This is a genomic window from Dysgonomonas sp. Marseille-Q5470, assembly GCF_951230145.1.
Lineage (GTDB): Bacteria > Bacteroidota > Bacteroidia > Bacteroidales > Dysgonomonadaceae > Dysgonomonas.
In genome coordinates this window covers 364,194-388,790 of record NZ_CATNVE010000003.1, presented here as the reverse complement: position 1 = coordinate 388,790, position 24,597 = coordinate 364,194, and the positions used below count along the sequence as shown (strand labels likewise).

Below are 24,597 nucleotides of genomic sequence, written 5' to 3'. Positions count from 1 at the left end.
ACATGAAAAGAACTTTTTTATTTACCATTACTTTAATCATATCAATGGTATATATCCATGCACAACAGGCATTGGGTGAGGGTTCGGACATTACGTCTCCGGAAGTGCACAGTAATAATACTGTTACATTCCGTCTATATGCTCCGAATGCAAACACGGTAGAAATCACAGGAGACTGGATTCCTCGAGATAATTGGAAGCCGGGAATGGTAAGCCTTACTAAAGACGCAAAAGGACTTTGGTCTTACACGACAGAAGCTTTACCTTCTGATCTTTATAGCTATTCATTCTTTATAAACGGAGTAGAAACAAAAGACCCTAATAATGTATATCTCAACAGAGATGTAGCTACTGTATCTAATATATTTATAGTAGGTAACGGCAACGGAGATCTATATAAAGTGCAAAACGTACCTCATGGTTCGGTTACTCGTCGTTGGTACGACTCTCCCGGAAATAATAAAACACGCCGTATTACAATCTATACTCCTCCGGGATATGAAACAGGTAAAGATAAATACCCTGTTTTATATCTACTACATGGAATGGGTGGAGATGAAGAAGCATGGATGGCTCTGGGACGAACTTCACAGATCGTAGATAATCTTATTGCTCAAGGCAAAGCTAAACCGATGCTTATCGTAATGTCGAACGGGAATGTATCTCAAGAGGCTGCTCCCGGAGAATCGAGCTTAGGGTTTTACAAACCTGTATTCCAGTTACCTCAAACCATGGATGGTAAGATGGAAGAAACATTTCCGGATATAATAAAATTCATAGAAAGCAATTACCGGGTCTACACAGACCGTTCGGAGCGTGCTATAGCCGGTTTATCTATGGGAGGATACCACTCGCTGCATATCTCACGATATTATCCGAATACATTCGACTACATTGGCTTGTTTTCTCCTGCGATAAATCCTCCGAATAAGAATTCAAAAGTTTATGAAGATATTGATGGAACACTATCAGGACAAATAAATAATGGCTATAAACTTTATTGGATAGGAATAGGAAAGACAGACTTTTTATATAAAGATGTAGAAGCATTCAGAGCCAAGCTTGATAATATGGGTGCTAAATACACTTATGTAGAATCTGAGGGTGGACACACTTGGAGCAACTGGCGTGTATACTTATCAGAATTTTTGCCATTACTATTTAAGTAATTAAAATATAATATAAGTGACGGCTGTAAAAGATGAGATATTAATATTTTTTGCAGCCGTTCGACTTTTTTACCCACACGGAAAAACGATCCTCTTTAACTGCAAATTCTCCATAACCATACTTATCTATAAGTATATCATATTCTACATTCCGGGTTAAATCACACCAAACTTCGCCACTTCGGTGAGTGCCAACATTCATCATTTTACTCCCATCTTCACCATTGGATATGAGTAAAGCCAGACCTGAATCTAAATGATCTGTATCACCGAGTCTCACAAAACCAACAATAGCTGCATGATCGAAATAATCAACCTGATGACCGTATGCATATTTATGTCTCGTTTTTAGTAGTGTATCTATCGTTTTTCGATGATTGGATATTTTACCATTCACACCATAATAGTCTCCATAAAAAATACATGGATATCCGTCTTTCATTAATAATATCAAGGCGTATGCCGATGGCTTGAACCAATCTTCAACCTCAGACTCTAACGAACTTCCTTTCTGTGAATCGTGATTATCAACAAAAGTCACACCTAACTCAGGATGCATAACCGACAAAGAATCTTTTAATAGATTTCTCATATCATACTCTTTTTTCTTTCTGGAAGCATCGTACAGACTATAGTGTAAAGGCACATCGAAAAGATCGATACTCTTATCCACCGCTTCCAAATAGTTATTTAAAGTATCTACATTACCACTCCAATATTCACCTACCGCATAGAAATCTTCGCCTCTGTTCATTCTAACCCACTGGATAAACTGTTTGATAAACTTATCATCCATATGTTTAATGGCATCCAAACGCATCCCATCAAGATTCAGTTCGTTAGCTACCCAGACTCCCCAACGATTGAGTTCGGTAATGACCGCGGGATGATTCAAATCCAGATCGTTGTACATCAAGAAATCATAATTCCCGTGTTCTAAATCGACACCCCTACTCCAATTCTTATTTTCACCTATAATTCGAAAAATACCGCTTCTCCTTTTTATATCATCGAACCCGACACCCGAAAAGTGATACCAATGCCACTTGAAACTAGAATATTTATCTGCGCGTCCAAAAAAATCATACCCCGTCCAAGCTTGTATCTCAAAATCATCAGAAATGTCACGATTTCTTTCTTCAGGGTCTACTTCTCTAACTGTAAACTTTTCAGTATAATCTCCCTCCGCCTTATGATTCATCACAGCATCAAGGTATACAGAAATATTATATTTATGCAGCTCGGCAATCATAGACTTCAACTCTTCCTTCGTTCCGTATTTTGTCCTTACCGTATTATTTTGATAGAACTCTCCCAAATCAAAGAGATCATACGTCGCATACCCCTCATCTTGTTGTTCATCAGCTTTGTAGGCAGGAGGTATCCAAACAGCAGTAATACCAATTTCATGTAGATGCCCGGCATCTGCACAAAGTTGCTTCCACAGTTTACCGTCATTTGGTAAGTTCCATTCGAAGTATTGCATCATCACTCCGTTTTTCATAATCTACGATAGCTTTGATTTCTTTATTCTACAAAAGTAGATTATTTTTCAAAAGCTTAGGACATCCCCCCATTCTAATGATTAAAATAGAACATATTTTTCAATAAAAATAGCAGCAAGTAAATTTACTTGCTGCTATTTCATCCTATATCTTATATCTTTATTATGGTGTATTAATACCGTTTAATTCAGCTTGTTTTATTGCCCACGCCAGTGCATTTGCAAAGAAAATTGAATTACAAACAGAATACCTCATACTCATCCTAGAATCGAATTCATTTATACCAAATCTAAATCTTTCAATAGGAAGCAATGTACCTACTTCAAGTCTGAATGGCATTTTATCAGTACTGACAGGTATTCCTGCAGCATAAGAAAAGAAGCCACCATCTCCTACATATATAAAATTTAGTTTTTTGTGCTTAAATGCTGTTACATACTCAGTTTCATTTACAGTCAACACTCTAGTTGGAGTAAAACCATAACTATACACGTCTATTTTATCGGAAGGGATTCCCTCTAATGCACAAGTTGGAGACAAATCCTTACCCCAGTATCGTGTTCTCACATCACCAAATGGACCATTTAATATTTCATCATTTACCATTCCAAATTTATAAATAACTCCACCATTATGCATCCTCCTTTGGTAAATAGTCGTTTTACCAAATACAGCTCTCATTATATTGCCAACAGATCCTGCATCCTCACCACCATCACCATCGCTAAAGAGTAACACTACTCCTTTTTTGTTTATATAATCAGAGAGATATCCTGCTTGTTCTGCGCGAATATGAGTTACCCTGCCAATAATAACAATATCCGGTTTAGCATCTAATAGTGCCTTTAAAGTTGCAGCCGGGGGAATTGAATCTGAAATAGATGTAATTTCAAATCCTTCTGAAGCTACAATACTGCTGGTAAGGGTTCCAAATGCCCGAGGATTATTCATTAAAACGTTCCCTCCTGATTGGTAATTAGCGACGTTGTTGATCCCTTGCCCTAAAGCTAATATTCTCTTTTTAGGGATCGATGTTGCAATAGTAGTTTCACATATTGCCGCCGACTTCGTACTATTGGAAGTAATAGTCATCAACTTTTTTTTTGTATTGGTCGGTATCCCTGTGCCTATCAACCTGACTGTCTGATTAACAGATGTCAATAACCCTTCTCCACTAAACGAAATTCCATCAACTTCATTCGTTCTGATGACATAAGTTGAACCAAGAGCCTCGCTATCAACCCTTAATGGTATATCTATGTAATGTTGACTAGCTACTAGAGAATAATTAACCTTATACACTCCCCCCACTTTAATATCTAAGCAGTTCATTAAGAATGAAGCTTTTTTTGAAGAATCAATAACATCTATATATTTTTCGCATCCGGTTATTTCTTTACCATTAATATTTACTTTCATTAAATCCCCTGAAGTACCTGTCGTATGCTTGTTTGGAGTACCTGCACCGGGAACTGAGACATAATAATATCCGGTTGTCAAAAAGATTCCGCTCGTTGTAAAATAATAGCCATTATCTTTATCTGATTTTGCAGAAATCGTATACCCACCCGGCTTAGTCACATGTAGAGGAATATTCATATAGTTTTCACTTTTTAGGGATACTCCATTCTGATATTGACCTAGAAAGAGTAAAGAATCACAGTTACCTAAAACTGCAATGGCATTTCCCATTTTATATTGGAAACAATTCCACTGATTACCATCCCATTGATTAAGGCCTCGGCACAGATCTTGACTTGCATCTTCTGTCAAATTATAAACAATAAGCCCGATATGCGCAATCTTAGCATCTTTATAAGCTTGGTTATTCAAATCCACTTCATCTTGTGTAGCAAAAGGAAGTAGTTGATCCTTTTTTTTCAATTCGACTCGAGGCAACAACAAGCCACCCTTCTCGGACGTTACCCCACCCAAATCATTTAAGCTTTGAGATGTCTTATCTCTAATTTGCAAAGTTGCATACTTTTCAGCAGGTTCACCTGCTCCTATAGTTACCTGAGAATAAATCTCCGTCATCCCTCCTGTAATATACAACAGAAAGAATAACAAAATTGATAGTTTTGTTTTCATAAGTTAATTAAATTAGTACAGTAGCAACTACAACTTTTCGAACAAAAAGTTGAAATAAATAGATTATATTTCTAATAGGATAAGTTAATTACTGTGCTATATATTTGTCTTCTCTATATTATGTTGTTTTGTATCGGATGCGAAATTAAGACATTTAGTAGACTTTTACAAATGTATTTATAAGAAAAGGATGAACAGTTCATCCTTTTCTTATAAATCATTATCTATTTATTAAAATTGTCTGAGAATTTTTATTTTTCAGGATATAAACTATTCCACCAAGCAGTATCCTCCTTTAGCCATTTACTAAACCAAGCCATTATAGAATTATTCCATTCCACACGTCTTTTATAATTTACGACTCCATGGTTTTCATCTTTCACCTGAATAAATTCAACCGGTTTTCCGAGTATTTTGAGAGCCGTGTACATTTGAATGCTTTCTCCAATAGGAACATTCGTGTCAACAGTTCCGTGTGTCAACAAAAGAGGTGTTTTTATTTTATCTGCACTAAACAAAGGGCTCTGTTTAACATATAAGTCCGGATTATTCCAAGGATAACTATTGGCACTAGCCCCCGAACTATATGTATAACCCCAATATCCTTCACCCCAATAACTACTGATAGAGCTGATTCCGGCATGGGAAACAGCAGCAGCAAACATATCAGTCTGGGTTTGAAGATACATCGTCATAAAGCCGCCATACGAAGCTCCGATACAACCAATCTTCTTATCATTCACATACGGATGTTCTTTCACAAACTGCTTCGTTCCTTCTATTATATCTTCAGCAGTACGCTTTCCCCAAGCATTAACATGAAGAGCCGAAAACTTCTGTCCAAAGCCGGTAGCTCCACTTGGCTGCACAACATAAACAACATATCCCTGCGAAGCAAACACATGACCGGGATATGGTCCTTCGAATGTACGGGATGTAGGCATAGTACCACCATAATAATAAACAATCATCGGATATTTTTTCGTAGGATCAAAATTCGGCGGTAAATAGAACATTCCGGTAATCTCTTTTCCGGCTGAATTTGTAAAATTCCAACCCTCAACCTTACCTAATGTCATTTGAGATAATCTCTCTTCATAAGGGTCGGCTATCCGGATCGACTTCTGGGTCTTAAGATCATAGATATAAGCTCTGGTAGAGTTAGATACGCTAACACCGGCGTAAATACCTAAAAGGGCATTCCCCGCAGTACTAAATGTACGAATAACTTCTTCGTCTAAAGGGAGTTTAGAATATGCTTTAGTCGAAAGATTATAAGTATACATATTCACACAATCTTTATCCGTTGTACGAAAGTATATAAGGTTATCTTTTTTATTCCAAAAATAGGTATCAATACTGGGATTAAAATCTTTAGTTATCGGATCTATCTTTTTCGTTTCTAAATCCATTATGAAAGCCAAAGTATTATAACTGTTCGCAACCTGCCCTTCATCAATATTCAATCCTATACCATCAAATGCTTCACCGGCTCCGGCAACAAGGATTTTCTTTCCATCAGGAGAAAATGATGCACTATATGCAAAGTCTTCTTTTGTCCAAAGAGTATCAACGGTCATAGTTGATAAGTCCAGTTTATACATAGAATTTGTACTGAAAGGCCTGCTGGTAATAGTCTCTTCTGATATTGAAATCAATAATTGTTTCGAATCTGCACTTATATCATTCAGCGCTGTAGAATGAGAGCCAAATGTCAATTGTTGACTTAGCCCTGTAGCCAAATCATATTTATATATAAAAGACCTGTTTCCATAACCGGATTGACGATCTTCCGGTGACCTTAAAAGCTTCAGATCACTTTTATTTTCAGCTTCTTTCTCAAGCTTGGTATAGAATAGAGTTTTTTCATCAGGCGAAAACATAATACTTTCATCCGGTATGTTCTTTGCGAGAACAGCTTCCTGCAATGTTGCAGGATCTATTGCCCTTAGCTCTGAGCCTGAGTCATCTTTAGAAACATAAAACATTTTCTCGCTCTTGGGCATCCAGGCGAGCTGGCTTTTACGACCGTCGGTATCAATCAAGAGACTACTACGAGTCTTCAGGTTATATAACTCAGTGGTTGTAACACTTTTTTCTCCAAATGTTTCTCTATAAGATAGCAAGGCATATTGTCCTCCTGCTGATAAACTTACATTTGTCACTCGTTTCCCCAGAAGCATGTCTGAGAAGTTTACATTTCGGTTTACAGTATTTGACATTGTAAAATTAGAGACAGAATCAGTTTTTTCGTTTTCTATTTCAATTTTCAAAGTAGGGGGTACTTCATCTTTAGCCGAAGCCAAGAGTTTTATTACGACGCGATTTTGTAGAGGATATGGATTTATCGAAGCCGTAATATCCTTTTTGTCAGACCGAAAAGTTTTTTCTTTTGTTATTTTTGAAGCAGCCAGCTTTCCATCAATGTATATCTCCAACATATTAGGACTAGTCACCCTCAATGTTCCCTTCGCATATCTATCTGAAGTAATATAAAATGATATCAATTGCAAAGAGAAGGCTCCATCCTGCGGTTTTTCAGGATATAAAAAACCATCACTATCGGCTTTCAGTGGCCTTACAAAAGCAGACTGCTCTGGTATTGATATCGACATTTTTAGCAAATCTGATTCAGAAAACTTTTCTCCTTTCAGGTTTACACTATCAATCTTTAGTGGGTTTACGATTGTTATCGGAGGGGTGGTATATGCCTGTAATAAGCTCTCTTTTTTCTGCCCAAACAAAGTCAATGCGACAATCAAATTGAGCAATAGAATAACTGACCTGAACTTCATATCTTTAATTTTAGTGTTTTTATATACTACAAATGTACAAATTATAGAATGAGTTTGTGTTTCTTCATAAATCTGATTTTTGAAATATTTCATATCATACCTTTAACAAATTAGATTACTTTTTAATATTATATTTATTATCTTTGTGTGTCTAATAGTAAAGCCTAAACAAAACTAAGAAAATGAAATTCTCCTCTTATGTAATATCTAGTATAATACTTATTATCATATGCTTATCCTGCTCGGATGAATCAATAAGATTATACCATCCTCCGCAAGAAGATCCTGAACCTGAGCCCGAAATACCTGAATACTATTGGTTATTAAAAACGGTTACTTATCCGGAAGATAATCCCGGGTTTTCTTTTCGTTATAGTCAGGAATTTACATATACAGATAATGACTTGATGAAAACGATACAAAGTTCTAACATCAAAGATTCTGCAATAGTAGTAGACTATATAAGCGACAAAAAAGTATCATATTCCAGATTAATAAAACAAAGCGAGTCTACCATATATTATGATAGCTTGTTAGTCTTTCGTAATGATAAAAAGCAAGCTGAATATGCTTTACATGTAAGATACACAGAAAGAACATCAAACGAAAAGGTCTCAAAACAGGTGACTATCAACGACTCTACCACATTTATTTATGATGATGCGGGATATATCAAACAGCTTGATCATTATGACAAAACTGGTGTTACCTCATCTTTGAATTATACGGAAAACTACACTATTAAGGATGGAAATATAACAGAGATCACAACAACTAAAGGATACAGGTTTGTGTATACATACGATGATAAAGAATACGCAGCACCATCGGACTATTGCTATGAGATGCCACGCAATACATTCAATATGGCAAGTACATGTTGGCTAATGGCAAGTCTTCCGTTTCTGTCGGAACATATGGGGACAAAAAATAAAAACAATATTATCCAAGCAGAAATTATCCAAATGGAAGGGGAAAGAAAGTATGCTGATATAAAATACAATTATACTTTTGACGAAAACAACCTTGTTTCTCAAATCGTAATGTCTGGAACAACAAAGTATAACAAAACATTTGAAAATTATATAACTTCATTCTCATACATTCAAAAAGAGAAAAAGAAAAATTAAAAAGATATACAAATGCCCCCTGATTGCAAGTAATGAGGACAGAGAAGACATTCTATTTTCATCACCCAATTAGGGGCGAGACTAAGGTTAATAGCCATATAGCGAAAGTTACTTTCCATGAGAAATGTGGATTATCTTTCCTGTTATTTTATCTATTTTAATTTCTGAAACGCCACCTTTTCCAGCATCTTTTGATGACCCGACAACAGTCCATATATTATTTTCAAGACTTACCAATAAAGGTTTTTCGGAATCGACTATTTTTGCTCCATACATAATCTTTAATTCAGATTCTGCTCTTTGTAAAACGCTTTCTATAGTGGGATAGGCAGATGTATCAGTAGTTAATGGATTAGGCTTAACAGAAACTTCTTCAAAAGGAATACTTCTAAGAGATCTACTTTTGAAGTGATATAGGGGAATGGACACAATAAGCCCGATTAGACATACAGCGAACACAGACGATCGGTTACTCATAATTTCTACTATTAGCGGTTAATATTCAATACCTTTTATTTAGTAGAGATTTATTCGTTTGATTTTCCATAAAAGAATAAAAAAACGCTGAAAGTATTTTCAGCGTTTCTAATCAATATGTCTTTCTCCTCTATTTTTCTAATAGCCTAAGAAGCAATTCGGGCTCATCTGTTGTTATAAAATCCAGTTTTAATTTGAGCATTGCTTGCATATCCTCTTCTTTATTCACCGTCCAAGCATTAGTAAGCAAACCCATTGACTTCGCCTTATCGGCTAATTCCGGATCTTTCTGAAATAATGAATAATGAAAATCAATACCATCTATATTTGCTGCTTTTAATTCCTCCAAGCTTTTATCGGATCCTAAATAAAGTACCTTTGCTGCAGGGTCTAATTCTTTAACTCGAGTAAGGTATTGTATACCGAAAGATATATAATCTACCCACGCCTGAGCTTTCATACGATGTACCAAATGCACAACAGAGTCAGCGATAGCCTTTCCTTTATTTGTTCCTTTTATTTCTATGATTAGTTTTGTTTTATTTTGTGTTTTTATATAGTTGATATACTCTTCTAGTGTTGGTACAAAATCTCCATTCTTCAATGCTACAGCAGACAATTCTGCTGCTGTAGTTGATTCAACATCCTTCCCGCCTATCGAAGGATCGTGTGAAAGCACAACAACATCGTCTGATGACATCCATACATCCAGTTCTGAGCCTTCACAACCTATCTCTACTGCATGTTTCAATGAGCTCATCGAATTATGGCTAAAATCACGATCTTTCCAAGCTCCTCTGTGAGCAATTACCTTGTTGTGTAAAAACTCATCTTTTACCAGCTCGAATGATTTTTCGGCGTTTCCGTCTTTCAATATTACCTTATAAGAAATAGGCGAATTTGCAGTTAACAGTTCTCCTTTCTTTAACCTTATATTTTTTTCTTTATCGATTTCAAATAGCCCGGAAGGATCTTTTAATGTAATCTTTTCATTTCGCTCTGAAATGACTTTTCCTATCACAGCATCCTTTTTATTTACCGGGATAGTATAACTATCCAATACAAGAAGTTTGTTCTGAGAGTATGTATGGATAAAACAAACACTTAGTAATACGAATAACAAAATAACTTTTTTCATAATAAAAATCTCATCTTTTATATTGACATGTAAATATACCAAAAATCTTTTTTTCGCTGAAAGTTTAAATTGGATATATTGTACAATAAGCCCTCTTTTTGCTTATCACGCCTACAATCTCAAACAGAAGTGCACTATACTGAGTTAAAGGATAAGATAGAGATACTAATAATGACATCGAGGACACTATTTTTAAACATCTTGACACTTTTAGTTAGTAGCATTTTATTACCTTTGTTTCAAAAATATAATTATCATGAGCACTTATTCTGGTTTTCAAAAGCACCTGCAAAACGAATTAGCTGACATTCAGTCAGCAGGATTATATAAGAACGAACGTATTATTGTATCACCTCAGGGTGCTGCAATCAAAGTAAATACCGGACAAGAAGTCCTTAATTTCTGCGCAAATAATTATCTGGGATTATCTAACAATAAGGAGCTTATACAAGCAGCCAAAGATGCTATGGACGAACGTGGTTTTGGCGTTTCTTCCGTGCGTTTTATTTGTGGAACACAAGATCTGCACAAACAATTGGAAGCAGCTATTGCTAAATTCTTCGGCACAGAAGATTCAATTTTATATGCAGCTTGCTTCGATGCCAACGGTGGAGTGTTCGAACCGCTTTTGAACGAACAAGATGCTATTATATCCGATTCTTTAAATCATGCTTCAATAATAGATGGTGTACGCCTATGTAAGGCTGTACGGTATCGTTATGCAAACGCAGATATGGCTGATCTGGAAAAACAATTGCAAGCAGCCAAAGCCCAACGTTTCCGAATAATAGTGACCGATGGAGTTTTCTCTATGGATGGCAATGTGGCTCCGATGGATAAAATATATGAACTGGCACAAAAATATGATGCCATGATTATGATCGACGAATCGCACTCTGCGGGAGTGGTGGGTAAAACAGGACGCGGTACAACCGAACTATTTAATCTTCGTGGAAAGGTAGAAATCATTACGGGCACGCTTGGCAAATCCTTCGGTGGGGCTATTGGCGGCTTTACGACAGGAAAGAAAGAAATCATCGACATGTTGCGCCAACGTTCCCGCCCTTATTTATTTTCAAACTCTATTCCTCCGGCTATAGCTGCAGCAGGTATTAAAATGTTTGAAATGATGGATCGCACAAATGAGTTGCAAGACAAGCTCCATGCTAACACCGATTATTTTGTAGAAAAAATGAAAGCAGCAGGGTTTGATATCAAACCTACTCAGTCTTCTATCTGTGCCGTAATGCTCTATGATGCAAAACTATCTCAGGATATGGCTGCAAAATTATTAGACGAAGGTATTTATGTTACAGGCTTCTACTATCCTGTAGTACCTAAAGATTTAGCTCGTATCCGTGTGCAAATATCAGCAGGACACGAAAAAGAACATCTCGATAAATGTATCGCCGCATTTACGAAGGTAGGAAAAGAACTGGGCGTTATTAAGTAAGTGGAATATTGAAACAAGATACAACTAAACAATCACCCTTTTACAATTAGATTTTTCTTTTATGAAAAACATTCTTATCGTAGGCAGTACGGGCCAGATAGGCTCGGAATTAAGTATTAAATTACGCTCTATTTATGGAGAGAGTAATGTTATCTGCGGATATTACAAACCTCCTTTTCCTGAAAACTTTTTCGAATCGGGCCCTACTGTAGAAATAGATGCTACAGACATACAGCAAATAGCTGACGCAGTAAAAAAATACAAAATTGATACTATTTACAATCTGGCAGCAATATTATCAGCTACAGCCGAAAAAAATCCTAAGTTAGGGTGGGATGTCGGAGTAAATAGCCTGATGAATTGCCTCGATGTAGCACGCGAATTTGGTTGTGCCGTTTTTACTCCAAGTTCTATAGGTGCTTTCGGTCCTAACACACCAAAAGACAAGACACCTCAAGACACTATCCAACGTCCGAATACAGTGTATGGAATTACGAAAGTAATGGGTGAACTACTTAGTGACTATTATTATACCAGATGGGGAGTAGACACTCGCTCAGTACGTTTTCCGGGCATCATATCCAACCTTACTCATCCCGGTGGAGGTACGACAGACTATGCCGTTGAGATATATTATAATGCAGTAAGAGAGGAAAAATTTATATGTCCTCTTAAGCCGGGAACATTCATGGACATGATGTATATGCCCGATGCTCTAAATGCAGCAATAAATATAATGGAAGCCGACCCGACAAAACTTATCCATCGAAACTCGTTCAATATTGCATCTATGAGCTTCGACCCGGAAATGATCTATACAGCAATAAAGAAACATTATCCTAGCTTCGTAATGGAATACGAAGTAGACCCTCTAAAACAAGCTATAGCAGATTCATGGCCAAACTCACTCGACGACACTTGCGCCCGTCACGAATGGGGATGGTGTCCTGAATATGATCTGGAGAAAATGACTGCTGATATGATACAAGTTTTGAAGGAAAGAGAAGTGTTTTTAAACGCCTAACATAGAGAACTCGTTTAGAGATAATTAAAACTTAAAAACTCCCTGCTTATACAAGATGTTAAGTAGGGAGTTTTTCATTCTCGGTCTCTATAAAAAATTTCGGTTATTTTGTTGCACAATCAAAATATATCATATTACTTTGTATTTCAAAGTAAATATTATGGATACAAATTTAGATGATATAAAACACATACGTTCCATGATGGAACGTTCGAGCAAATTTTTATCGATCAGCGGTATGTCTGGTGTTATGGCAGGTACATTTGCAATATTGGGTGCTATATTGGCTTATTTTGTATTGATAGGCAAATTTACTTTTACAGGGAATCTTCTATATGATCTTATTTTGATTGCCACGGTTGTACTCATTAGTGCTGTTGCAGTGGGATTATATTTCTCAGCCCGCAAGGCTAAAAAAAGTAATTCAAAACTTTGGATGCCTGTAACGTTAGAGATAGCTAAAGATTTTAGCGTGCCATTAGTATCAGGAGGTCTATTATCCATTATCCTTATTTACAAAGATGTTTACTTTATGGTAGCACCGTGCATGCTCATCTTTTACGGACTAGGGCTCATAGCTGCCGGTTCTCGCACATTCCGTGATGTAAAGGTATTAGGAGCATGCGAAATAATATTGGGATTGGCTGCAGCTATAACTGTAGGCTATGACCTTATATTTTGGGGAATAGGTTTTGGTATTTTACACATTGTATATGGCATACTCATTCATTACAAATATGATGTAAAATCAGAGAAAAACGGTTGATTATGAAAGATATTATATCAGGATTGAATAAAATCTTCGACAGCCGCATCCGATTAGGTATAATGTCGGTACTAATGGTAAATGACAGTGTAGACTTCAATACAATGAAAGAGCTGCTTGACGTTACCGACGGAAATCTGGCCAGCCACTTGAGGGCTTTAGAAAAAGAGGAAGTAATTGAGGTCAGAAAACAATTTCTGGGAAGAAAACCCAATACATCTTACAAGGTAACTCCTCTGGGGCAGAAACTATTTAAAGAACATATAGACGCTCTCGAGAGATTACTTAATCCTCTGTCGTAATTTTTTTTTATTTATAAACTTTGAATTTCAAAGAACTTTTATATATATTATTAATTTAATTATTTATGAAAACAAAATTCGATATCGGAGTGAACATGATTTTTGTAAAAGTCATTGTTGTTACAGTTTTAATTGCCGTTATGCTATTACCGATCAATCTGGTAAGATCACTCGTTGAAGAACGCGAAGGGAATCAGAAAGCAGTTCAAGACGAAATAAGCCAGAAATGGAGTGGGATTCAAACTATATCAGGTCCTGTATTGGTACTCCCTGTAGTGAGCGAGACTGATAAAAATCAAAATGTAATTACCAATTATGCTTATTTCCTTCCCGACAGCTTCAACGTTGAAGGAAATATAAAAACAGAAGAACGCTCTCGCACACTCTTCAAGACATTGCTATATCAGTCTAATTTGCATGTAAGTGGAACTTTCTCTCTACCAGACTATGCTAAGTTAAACATAAAACCCGAGCAAGTAATGTGGGATAAAGCTTTCGTCCTGATTGGTATCACGTATCTGCAAGGGATTAAGAATAAAATTGTTTTTAATGTAAATGGAAAGCCACAGATCGTTCAACCGGGGATCAAGAATAATTCTTGTGTAAGTTCGGGAGTGACAGTTGAAACACCTTTAGATCCCGCTATCAACAGTTACGATTTCAATTTCGAACTGGCTCTAAATGGAAGCGAAGGATTATACTTCAACCCTGTGGGAAAAGAAAGCACCATACACCTTAGATCGTCATGGAATACCGTATCTTTTGATGGCAACTTCTTACCGACAGAACGCACCGTGAATAAAGAGGGCTTTGATGCTAAGTGGAATATATTCGATTACAACCGTAATTATGTACAAATGTGGGTTGGAGATAACGACGTATTAAAATCATCTGCCTTAGGTATAGATATGAAATTCCCGGTTGATAAATACCAGATGACAATGCGTTCGGTAAAATATGCAATCATGTTTATAGTATTCACTTTTGTTGTGTTTTTTTTAGTTGAACTTCTTAGCCGAAAAAAAATTCATCCTGTACAATATTTATTGGTAAGCAGTGGGCTCGTTATATTCTATGTACTATTACTTGCGATATCAGAGCACCTCAGTTTTGGTTTATCATATCTGATTTCGAGTTCTGCAACTACTATCCTCATTTCCTTATATTCAATAACAATGTTTCGGAGCACCAAACAAGCAGGTATGATGGGGCTATTCCTTGCGGGACTATATACCTATCTGTATATAGTATTACAGTTAGAAAACCTCTCTTTGCTATTCGGAGCTATTGGGCTGTTTATAGCATTAGCTATCGTAATGTTTGTATTGAGAAGAGTAAATTGGTACAATGATGATAATAAATCAGACCAAATAGCAGACGAGCATTCTAATCATAATTAAAAGATGAAAATAGTAGTATAAATTAAGTTTAAGATAAATCTGGGGCCTGTCTCCTATTTTCGCTGACATACCCAACTCTTTAAGCCGTGTGAGTAAGATATATAGTATCTCACTAACACGGCTTTCTTTATTATTCATATATCATTTTTTCAATAATGAACGAACAGAAAGAGTTAATTAAAGTTAATTATTCAACAGCACAAAACACATAAACAACTATATATCAATAATATAAGCAAAACATATAATTCACCCACAGGTACTATGTATTGCATGGTACTTATATTTATTTATATATTTGCATTACAAACAACATTGTATAGGATAATATTAGGTAATAAAATACAAAAAAAACAAATAGTCTAAAATATGAAAAAGGTTATTGAAGTAAGTATAGGAGGCATCAATTTCACAATGGAAGACGATGCATATTTCAGATTAAAAGATTATCTGAAACGATTCGAAGAAACTATTCCTGACAAACAGGAAGCTCGTGAAGTAATGGAAGATGTTGAAGCTCGTGTAGCTGAGATATTGCAAAAAGAAATGAAATATTCAAATCAAGTTGTAGACATGAAACAAGTACAAACAGTAATAGACCATTTAGGCGAAGTAGACTCTAAATCGTCAGAACAGGAAACTGAATATAAAAATTATAAAAGTTCAGATAAAGAATATACAAGAGGAGATAAACGCATGTATAGAGATATTGACGAAAAAATGGTATCAGGTGTATGTAGTGGGTTAGCGCTATACCTTGGTATCGACGCAACTATCATCAGGGTGATTTTTGCAGCTACTTCTTTCTTGTATGGTACAGCCATCCTTGTATACTGTGTTCTTTGGATTGTAATGCCTAGAGCCATAAGTGTAGCTCAGAAGCTGGAGCTGAGAGGTTATGCTCCGACAGCCGAAAACATTAGAAGATTTACATCACAACACAAATAATTGAACAATATGGAAACTATAAATGTAGACAATATAAAGGCTCAGATGCGTAAGGGCATATTAGAATATTGTATCCTCAGTATTCTATCTAAAGGAGACGCATACGTATCAGATATAATAAATGAACTGAAAGATTCGGAGATGATTGTGGTTGAAGGAACATTATATCCGTTACTTACCCGACAAAAAAATCAAGGACTACTCTCTTACAGATGGGAAGAATCGACACAAGGGCCACCCCGCAAATATTATGCAATCACAGAAAAAGGAAATGCCGTATTAGGAGAACTGGATGGCGCTTGGACTGATCTGGTAAGAGTAATAGGCAATATTAGAAATAAATAAAATCTGATAACAATGAAACCAACAATTAGAGTTAGCATAGGAGGTTTAGCTTTCAATCTCGAAGAAGATGCATTCCGTGTCCTCGACGATTACCTGAAAGCCTTAAGAAGGCATTTTGAAAAGAATTCAGAATCGGGAGAAATCATATCTGACATCGAACTTCGTTTGAGCGAATTATTACAAATGCGTGTAAGCTCGGCTGATGGGGTCGTATCTATGGCGGATGCGTTGGATATTATAAAAATTATGGGAAGCCCAAAAGATTTTGACGATGCTCCGCAAGAAGAATACACTGAAGAAGATTCTGAAAAGAAATCGTTTGGTAAATCAGACTATGCTACCGACGACACACAAGATTTGTTCAAGAAAAAGCTATACAGAGACACTGACAACAAATTTATTGGTGGAGTGTGTAGCGGATTGGGGCACTATTTCAGAATAGACACAACTATCATGCGTCTGATATTCTCGGGAATATTCCTTTTCTTATTATTCTTCATGCACAAAGGCCCGTCATGCATGGTGATAGTGTTGATATATGGTATACTATGGGCAGTAATGCCTGCGGCTCACTCTTTCAAGCAAAAACTATCAATGACCGGATCGGATCCTTCTATTTCAAATATTGAAGAAGACCGGACTCAATCAGCCCGAAAATATAAAGGTAGCTCCTTGGCTTCGGCAATAGGTATTCTTGTGAATGTATTCATTGGTATTTTAGCTGTTATTTTGTTTCTCATCATCATTGCGATGATTGCTTCCTTTATTTGGTTGTATTTCGACACAACAATCCTAGGTCTGAATAATTATCTTATACTATTAGGTTTAAGTTCGATTAATTTAAAGATTGCATTCTTATTAGCATCTTTAATTCCACTAATGGGGCTGCTATCTCTAATGATTAAAATCTTGAAAAGATCTCCATTTACAACTCAGACATTAATAAGTTTTGTTATAGGATTTGTATTATGGTTAGGGGCTTCTTTTTATTTGGGAAATACCGGATTTAAATTCGGATTAAATCATCGCCACACTGCGGAAGCTGTTGAGAGTGTAGATGCAAATACAACTTCAGATTCCCTATACGTAAAATTGGGTAGCGAATATTTAAGCGCAGAATCACAACCGAACAATCCATTTGTTTTATATACCGGATCTTCGGACAACAAAAAGCTGTGTGTGTTACCTTCGATACAAACCAGTGTGGATACAACATTAACTAATTATGTAATTGAAATACATAAGAAGAATTTCGCAGACAATGAAATGACGGCTAAAAGAAAAGTTGAAGATTTACACTTAGATTACACCCTGACTGATTCTTTATTAACAATTAATCCTACATGGCATACAAATTCAAACCCATGGAGTTTGGAAACGTTTGAGATTGTGATAAAAACGCCACGTGATAAGAAAGTTATAAAAGAATATCCCTTAAACAGATCTTATAAAGATTTCAATATAAATATAAACAGATATGGTTATAATCGTTGTTTTTACAATATTACTATTGATTGAAGTCATAATAGAACATCTTATATAAAAGATGCATTACCTACTGAATGATAATAGATAATAAGTTTGGTGTTAAGAAATCGGATAAATCTTTTTGTCCGATTTTTTATCGAAAAAGATGCAACATTTTAGCTATTTTTACGTTTAATATATGTACATTTGTAAATTAATATTAATATTAAAGCTGTGAAAGCGAAATTTTTAACATATATACTGATGGCCTTTTCTATAGGTCTCTTTATGCTGTCTTGTGATGGAGACGAAAACCCACCTACAAGCACCATAGAAGGGCATTGGATATATACAGCAACAAAAGTTGATATCTCCTTAACAGATCACAATCCGGCGTTAAAAGCAAAAGTTGAAGAATACATCAAACAAAATGTAATATCCGAGCATACAAGCTATGAATTTAAGAATGATAAGACCTATTATTATTATCTTAATTTCGCAGACCCGCTAAAAGGTAAATATAAAATGCAGGATAAAGATTATGCAACACTGGATGACTCAAGGGGATTAAAGAAAGTAATTTGCGAAGATCCTTTGATTTACGTTCAATCTGATTTGAAAAGCCAAATTGCAAAAGATTTAAAAATCAGTGAAAGCAAGATCATAGAAGCTACAATTACAGAAGTTTTCGAAAAAGGGTTGAAACCCTCGAATTAGAGAATATCATACAAACCTAAAATAAAACCTCAAAAGCTTCATTCTGCTTTTGAGGTTTTATTTTTTATATCAATACAAACGTTTAATCTTTCTTTGCCCCAATCCACGTTGCCTTTTTCCAGATATATTCCAGAGGCCCATGCTTGTGGTTTTTCATCCACCAACAAGAGAATATATATTGTACGATAAATATTCCTACTCCGATGAGAAAAGACATTGTTATACTCACAGATAAACCAAGTCCCCAACTGTAAAATATAACTCCACCGAGCAAAGATTGAGTTATATAATTGGTAAGGCTCATTTTACCATAAGGTATCAACTTTCTTAATAAGGATTGTCCTTTTTCAGTAGAATAATAAACAATAAGGACTAATGATACAAGGAAAAACAGAAATGAAACATTGGCAAAAGATTGAACTATTATCCCCAAAGGCTCTAAAACTGCTTTATTTTCAATAAAGCCCGGAAGCATAAGAGTCAGCCCCTTGAGAGGGAAAAAGCAAACAACTCCAAGAATTAGCATACGAACCCATTTGCGGATATTGGTTTCGGGATGAAGGAAAAATTCTGTACGCCCTATAAGCATTCCGAACAAGAAAAGTCCGGCAACCTGACAAAAACGTCCATTTTCCCATGCCCACATAAAGCTACCCCATTCTCCATGATGCAACATTACATTAAATATCTCACTCAAGCTTGCCGATTTATCGATCAAGATAGGATTTAACTTACCATAATGGTATCCTACCATACTTTCGCCCATTACATAGTCCGGATTAACCAAAGCATATATCACCCGCCCCCACTCTATAGGCTGAAGAATAAAGATTGTAGCGATAACCAATACAGTCTTGGTAGACAAACGCGCTGTTAATATCAGCACAATACCAATGAGTGAAAACATCACCAGAACATCGCCTGTATAGAAAAGGGAATTGATCATTCCCCAAACAAAAAGTAAGATTAAACGCCATAAAAAACGAGGACGAAAATCGTTACCTCTTTTCAACTGATTATTATCTTGGATAAAGAAACTAAAGCCAAATAATAAGGCAAATATACCATAAGCTTTTCCTGCAAAAATAAAAAAGGTAGAATCAAACAGAACCGAATCCAAAAACTTCATAAATGGAGTATCTATCGGAGTAAAATTGAAAAGATTATAGTTTTCGAGGCTATGTACTAACACTATGCCTAGTACCGAAAGACCTCTCAGGGCATCGGCAACATCAATACGGTGGACACTTTTTGTCATTTTTCTAAAATATGTTTTTTGGTATTAAAATTCGAAATACAAAATTGCACTCTCTGCATGATGCGACAAAGATAATATTTTATATAAAAAGAAAAAGCATGAGACTATAGACTAACCTCATGCTTTACAAAAAATATCTTTCTTTTTTAATCCCATATATGCTTTTTACTAAGAGCATATTTGCCACCACCGGTAAACACTAAAGCCAAAGCCCCGAAGAAGTACAATCCTTGCAATTCCACCATCCAGCCTCCGGTCTCATTTAGAGAGAATACATCACCGCTATGAGCGAGCGAAACTGCAACCAACATATTAAATACAAATATCGCTGCAGCAACACGTGTACCGTATCCGAAAATTATAAACAAAGGTGCTATAATCTCTCCAACATACACTCCATAAGCGATAAAAGAAGGTAGTCCTGCACCCTCCACCATTTGTTCTATCATTCCTGCCCCATGTGATAATTTAGCTATCCCATGCAAAAGCATTAATATACCAACACTTAATCTTAGAATAAGTAGTCCTAAATCTGTATTACGTTCTAATGTTTTCATTAATATATACTGTTACTATTTACATTACAGATATAAAACAATGAAAAGTTAAATTAGTTCATATGAGAGTTCTTTTCTATTTAGGTAATTCAAATGAAATAGGCAACATCACCTGCTTTGCGACAGGAACCCCATCTTTCAATCCGGGAATCCATTTAGGCATTTTCTTTATCAAATAATAGGCTTCTTCATTACAATCCGGAAACACGCCTTTAAACAACCATATCTTTGATATCTCACCTTCAGCCGACACCTCTATATTAAATATAACCCGACCTTCTATTCCATATTTAATGGCACGTTTCGGATATTTCATATTAGTCTTCAAATAAGTATCTAGTGCCACCTGTCCTCCCGGATATTGAGGATCAGTGTTTAAAGAATCAGGCTCTTGAACAATCTGTTTTACTTCTATCTGTGTCAAGGTATCTGTCGGAATCATTACCAAAGATGGCTCATTTGTTAATTTCTGCTCTTCGTTTTTAGGCTGTTCCTTTGCTTGTGCTATTAACGTATCGGTCAACTTGAAAGTGACAGAAAGATGCTGAGTGAAATCCACAGGATTTCCATCAAGCGAGGCAGGCGACCATTTGGGCATCGCTTGCAAAACACGTATAACCTCGTCATCTGCATCCGGATCAAATCCTCTTACTATTTCTACATCTTTTACACTTCCATCTTTAGCTACGTTGAACTTCAATTCCAGATCCCCTTCCATCTTTATTTTTATCAAAATAGGAGGATATTTTATATTAGTCTCTAAAAATTCATACAACGCCTTCTCGCCATCCTTATAGTGAGGAGGAATAACACCATTCAATGACGATGTTTCTTTTGTCAAAAGCTTTGCAGTAATAGCTTTTTGTGAATAAACAGGGGTTAATATACAAAACAAGAATATAAATAAGGCAGTATGTACAAATTTCATTTTTGGCTCTTTTTTACAAACAAATATATACAAATTACTCAAGTCTAGTATGTATTTATATTTTATTAAATCCGTAAAATATATTTATGTTAATATTAACGTTTTTAATATTTAGAAACAATATTTTTAACAATACTATATATATCTTTACAGCCAAATAGAAAAAATAATATGTGTGGAATTGTAGGATATATTGGCTTTAGAGAAGCCTACCCCATTTTGATAAAAGGTTTACATAGACTAGAGTATAGAGGATACGACAGTGCCGGAGTAGCAATTATAAATAGCGAAGACAACCTTTCGGTATACAAAACAAAAGGCAAAGTACAGCATCTTGAGGAATATACCAAAGGAAAAGACACAACCGGCACAATCGGCATAGCACATACCAGATGGGCCACACATGGCGAACCAAGCAACTGCAATGCACACCCCCACTACTCTCAATCAGAATCTTTAGCCCTCATACACAATGGAATCATAGAAAACTATGCAGTACTTAAGGCTCAGCTAACACAAAACGGGTACAGTTTTCAAAGCAGTACCGACACGGAAGTACTGGTACAGCTAATTGAATATATCAAAAGCTTAAATAATTGCGATCTGTTTACAGCAGTTCAAATTGCACTCAATCAGGTAGTAGGTGCATACGCCATAGCAGTGATAGAAAAAGGAAAGCCCGACCAGATAATTGCAGCACGCAAAAGCAGCCCGCTAGTTATCGGAATTGGTAATGGCGAGTTTTTCATCGGATCAGACGCTTCTCCTATTATAGAGTATACCAACAAGGTTATTTATTTGGATGATGAAGAAATAGCTATACTCAAAAGAGATAAAGAGCCTAAGATAATTACGATCTCCAACATACAGAAAACACCGGAGATCAAACAATTGGAAATGAATCTCAGCCAACTCGAACGTGGCGGCTATCCGCACTTTATGCTAAAAGAAATATTCGAGCAGCCTGATACGCTCAAAAACTGTATGAGCGGGCGCATCAATATAGAAGGTACAAACATAACTCTATCGGGGATAATAGACCATAAAGAAAAATTCATAAATGCACGGCGTATCATTATCATCGCATGTGGAACTTCATGGCACGCCGGACTAATAGGAGAATACTTATTCGAGGAGTTTTGCCGCATTCCCGTTGAAGTGGAGTATGCTTCAGAGTTTAGATATAGAAATCCAGTTATCTATGCCGACGACATCGTAATCGCTATTTCTCAATCGGGAGAGACAGCTGATTCGCTTGCAGCAATCGAGTTGGCACGCAAAGCCGGAGCTTTTGTATATGGAGTATGCAATGTTGTAGGATCATCAATTCCTCGCAACACCAATTCGGGCTCATACACGCATTGTGGACACGAAATAGGAGTAGCATCGACCAAAGCATTCACAGCACAGGTTACAACCCTCATATTAATGGCCTTGACTATTGCGAAAGAGAAAAAGGTGATAGAGGACGAAAAATATATCGAAATCACCAAAGAGCTACTATCTATTCCATCGAAAATAAAAAAAGTTTTATCAAGCAATGAAAAGATAAAGGAACTATCCAATATCTTTACTTATGCACAAAACTTTATTTACCTCGGTCGTGGATACAATTACCCTATAGCTTTGGAAGGAGCCCTCAAGCTAAAAGAGATATCGTACATACATGCTGAGGGTTATCCGGCAGCCGAAATGAAACACGGACCAATAGCGCTCATAGACAATGAGATGCCGGTGGTAACGATTGCAACACATAGTGCCATATATGATAAAGTAGTCAGCAACATACAAGAAATAAAGGCCAGAAGAGGCAAAGTAATAGCCATAATAAACGAAGGCGATGAAACAATGAAGTCAATAGCCGACCATTATATTGAAATACCTACTACAATAGAATGCCTCGACCCTTTACTAACCGTCATACCCCTACAACTACTTGCCTATCATATTGCTGTAAATAAAAACAGAGATGTAGATATGCCGCGCAATCTGGCAAAATCTGTAACGGTTGAATAGATAGCTTGTTTTCACAATATATATTAAGTTTTGAATCCGATATTCAAAATATTTCTATCTTTGCATAAACTTTACACAAAAACATAAAATTATGAAAACAAACATTTTGATACTCACGTTTCTTTCTTTGTTTGCACTGAATCTGAGTATTAATGCCCAAAACTATCTTGCAACAGGAACTCAAATAACAATGGGAGACGATCTAAGAAAAGGAGTGGAAGATGTTACTGTGGGCGACGTTATTTTATCTTACGACTACACAAAAGACTTATACGAAAAGAAAAAAGTAACAGGAGTGGACAAAATCATGTTCAACAGATTAGCTCGCATCGTCTTAGAAAACAAGATGCAGGTACTTGTTACTTCTCAATATCCCTTCTGGAGCGAAAGAGGCTGGGTTTCTATCGATCCGGAAATGACAATTCAAAATCCCAAATATGCATCAGTAAAATCATGCAATGTGGGCGATTATTTAAAATTCTATGATATACTGAGTACCGGTTCGGATAGAATTGCTATTATAGAAGGCATACTCGAACCAATCATGGGCTATAATATCCAGCTCGAAGGAGGGGGCTCTATTATTGCCAACGGCTTTATCATAGGCGTTGATTAATAAAATTAAATGAAGCTGAACACCAATAACATTCAAGAACGTATTAAAGATACATTGATAGAGACGTTGAACATCACATTCATAGAATCGGATGATCAAACGTCTCTTGAAGCTATTATGCCTGTAGAAAAACATTTGAGTCAAACGATGGGCGTATTACACGGAGGAGCAACAATATCTCTGGCAGAATCTGTTGCCGGCGTAGGCTCAAACTCTCTATGTGCACACGATGAGCAATGCTTTGGCATGCAAATAAGTGCCAGTCATATATCTAGTGCAAGACTAGGCGATGTGTTAAGAGCCATAGGTACCTTACAACACAAAGGGCGATCTACTCACGTCTGGAATGTTGACGTCTTCTCGGAGACAACAGGAAAACTAATTTCGTCTGTGCGTGTGACAAATGCAGTTGTAAAAAAAATATTATATACAAAAGGAAAATAAAGGCAAGAAATGTAATAGGGGTTAGAATTTTTTAACCCTGGTTATATTTTC

At 36.2% G+C, this 24,597-nt stretch carries 22 protein-coding genes; 14 read left to right on the top strand and 8 right to left on the bottom strand.

What is annotated here, in order from left to right:
• Positions 1 to 2 precede the first annotated feature (2 nt).
• Positions 3 to 1,169, top strand: a complete 1,167-nt coding sequence (locus tag QOX35_RS07650) for an esterase (RefSeq protein WP_283686432.1) — start codon at positions 3 to 5, stop codon at positions 1,167 to 1,169.
• Positions 1,170 to 1,209: 40 nt separating this feature from the next.
• Here QOX35_RS07650 and QOX35_RS07645 read toward each other — a convergent pair whose 3' ends face one another.
• From QOX35_RS07645 to QOX35_RS07635, 3 genes are all read right to left on the bottom strand, one after another.
• On the bottom strand, positions 1,210 to 2,673 hold the full coding sequence (locus QOX35_RS07645) for an alpha-amylase (protein ID WP_283686431.1): 1,464 nt from the start codon (positions 2,671 to 2,673) through the stop codon (positions 1,210 to 1,212).
• 163 nt (positions 2,674 to 2,836) lie between these two features.
• Positions 2,837 to 4,765, bottom strand: coding sequence for a phage tail-like protein (locus QOX35_RS07640; RefSeq protein WP_283686430.1), 1,929 nt, complete (start codon positions 4,763 to 4,765; stop codon positions 2,837 to 2,839).
• A gap of 251 nt (positions 4,766 to 5,016) precedes the next feature.
• Positions 5,017 to 7,560 (bottom strand): S9 family peptidase, encoded by a 2,544-nt coding sequence (locus QOX35_RS07635; protein ID WP_283686428.1) that lies wholly within the window; start codon positions 7,558 to 7,560, stop codon positions 5,017 to 5,019.
• Between the two features lie 182 nt (positions 7,561 to 7,742).
• On the opposite strand from QOX35_RS07635, the gene QOX35_RS07630 reads away from it, so the two are divergent.
• Positions 7,743 to 8,690, top strand: a complete 948-nt coding sequence (locus tag QOX35_RS07630; protein ID WP_283686427.1) for a hypothetical protein — start codon at positions 7,743 to 7,745, stop codon at positions 8,688 to 8,690.
• 108 nt (positions 8,691 to 8,798) lie between these two features.
• Here the strand turns inward: QOX35_RS07630 and QOX35_RS07625 are convergent, their stop codons facing one another.
• Positions 8,799 to 9,119 (bottom strand): NTF2 fold immunity protein, encoded by a 321-nt coding sequence (locus tag QOX35_RS07625; RefSeq protein ID WP_283686426.1) that lies wholly within the window; start codon positions 9,117 to 9,119, stop codon positions 8,799 to 8,801.
• Between the two features lie 178 nt (positions 9,120 to 9,297).
• Positions 9,298 to 10,305 carry a glycerophosphodiester phosphodiesterase gene (locus tag QOX35_RS07620; protein ID WP_283686425.1) on the bottom strand — a complete coding sequence of 336 codons (1,008 nt, stop codon included), beginning with the start codon at positions 10,303 to 10,305 and terminating at the stop codon, positions 9,298 to 9,300.
• A 256-nt stretch (positions 10,306 to 10,561) separates the two neighbouring features.
• Between QOX35_RS07620 and kbl the strand changes: the two genes are divergently transcribed.
• From kbl to QOX35_RS07575, 9 genes are all read left to right on the top strand, one after another.
• Positions 10,562 to 11,758 (top strand): glycine C-acetyltransferase, encoded by a 1,197-nt coding sequence (gene kbl / locus QOX35_RS07615; protein ID WP_283686424.1) that lies wholly within the window; start codon positions 10,562 to 10,564, stop codon positions 11,756 to 11,758.
• A gap of 61 nt (positions 11,759 to 11,819) precedes the next feature.
• The gene (locus QOX35_RS07610) at positions 11,820 to 12,782 is read left to right on the top strand and encodes an NAD-dependent epimerase/dehydratase family protein (RefSeq protein ID WP_283686423.1); all 963 of its coding nucleotides are present in this window, start codon (positions 11,820 to 11,822) and stop codon (positions 12,780 to 12,782) included.
• Between the two features lie 160 nt (positions 12,783 to 12,942).
• Positions 12,943 to 13,548: a hypothetical protein gene (locus QOX35_RS07605; RefSeq protein WP_135103972.1), complete on the top strand. Its 606-nt coding sequence runs from the start codon at positions 12,943 to 12,945 to the stop codon at positions 13,546 to 13,548.
• A 2-nt stretch (positions 13,549 to 13,550) separates the two neighbouring features.
• Entirely contained in the window at positions 13,551 to 13,850 is a 300-nt protein-coding gene (locus QOX35_RS07600; protein ID WP_283686422.1) for a winged helix-turn-helix domain-containing protein, read from the top strand.
• 65 nt (positions 13,851 to 13,915) lie between these two features.
• Positions 13,916 to 15,250 (top strand): cell envelope integrity protein CreD, encoded by a 1,335-nt coding sequence (gene creD / locus QOX35_RS07595; protein WP_283686421.1) that lies wholly within the window; start codon positions 13,916 to 13,918, stop codon positions 15,248 to 15,250.
• 369 nt (positions 15,251 to 15,619) lie between these two features.
• Complete coding sequence (locus QOX35_RS07590) at positions 15,620 to 16,198, top strand: PspC domain-containing protein (protein WP_283686420.1); 579 nt, start codon at positions 15,620 to 15,622, stop codon at positions 16,196 to 16,198.
• Positions 16,199 to 16,207: 9 nt separating this feature from the next.
• On the top strand, positions 16,208 to 16,543 hold the full coding sequence (locus tag QOX35_RS07585) for a PadR family transcriptional regulator (RefSeq protein WP_283686419.1): 336 nt from the start codon (positions 16,208 to 16,210) through the stop codon (positions 16,541 to 16,543).
• 12 nt (positions 16,544 to 16,555) lie between these two features.
• Positions 16,556 to 18,061 carry a PspC domain-containing protein gene (locus QOX35_RS07580; RefSeq protein ID WP_283686418.1) on the top strand — a complete coding sequence of 502 codons (1,506 nt, stop codon included), beginning with the start codon at positions 16,556 to 16,558 and terminating at the stop codon, positions 18,059 to 18,061.
• Between the two features lie 213 nt (positions 18,062 to 18,274).
• A complete protein-coding gene (locus QOX35_RS07575) occupies positions 18,275 to 18,727 on the top strand; it encodes a hypothetical protein (RefSeq protein WP_283686417.1) in 453 nt (150 codons plus the stop codon).
• Between the two features lie 82 nt (positions 18,728 to 18,809).
• Here QOX35_RS07575 and QOX35_RS07570 read toward each other — a convergent pair whose 3' ends face one another.
• The 3 genes from QOX35_RS07570 to QOX35_RS07560 all read right to left on the bottom strand — a co-directional run bounded on the left by QOX35_RS07570 (position 18,810) and on the right by QOX35_RS07560 (position 21,470).
• The gene (locus tag QOX35_RS07570; RefSeq protein WP_283686416.1) at positions 18,810 to 19,985 is read right to left on the bottom strand and encodes a DUF418 domain-containing protein; all 1,176 of its coding nucleotides are present in this window, start codon (positions 19,983 to 19,985) and stop codon (positions 18,810 to 18,812) included.
• 146 nt (positions 19,986 to 20,131) lie between these two features.
• A complete protein-coding gene (locus tag QOX35_RS07565; protein WP_283686415.1) occupies positions 20,132 to 20,542 on the bottom strand; it encodes a DoxX family protein in 411 nt (136 codons plus the stop codon).
• Between the two features lie 76 nt (positions 20,543 to 20,618).
• A complete protein-coding gene (locus QOX35_RS07560; protein WP_283686413.1) occupies positions 20,619 to 21,470 on the bottom strand; it encodes an energy transducer TonB in 852 nt (283 codons plus the stop codon).
• A gap of 171 nt (positions 21,471 to 21,641) precedes the next feature.
• Here QOX35_RS07560 and glmS point away from each other — a divergent pair, with 171 nt between their 5' ends.
• From glmS to QOX35_RS07545, 3 genes are all read left to right on the top strand, one after another.
• Positions 21,642 to 23,486, top strand: a complete 1,845-nt coding sequence (glmS, locus tag QOX35_RS07555) for a glutamine--fructose-6-phosphate transaminase (isomerizing) (RefSeq protein WP_283686412.1) — start codon at positions 21,642 to 21,644, stop codon at positions 23,484 to 23,486.
• Between the two features lie 91 nt (positions 23,487 to 23,577).
• On the top strand, positions 23,578 to 24,102 hold the full coding sequence (locus QOX35_RS07550) for a Hint domain-containing protein (protein ID WP_283686411.1): 525 nt from the start codon (positions 23,578 to 23,580) through the stop codon (positions 24,100 to 24,102).
• 9 nt (positions 24,103 to 24,111) lie between these two features.
• Positions 24,112 to 24,546, top strand: a complete 435-nt coding sequence (locus tag QOX35_RS07545) for a PaaI family thioesterase (protein WP_283686410.1) — start codon at positions 24,112 to 24,114, stop codon at positions 24,544 to 24,546.
• Positions 24,547 to 24,597 lie beyond the last annotated feature (51 nt).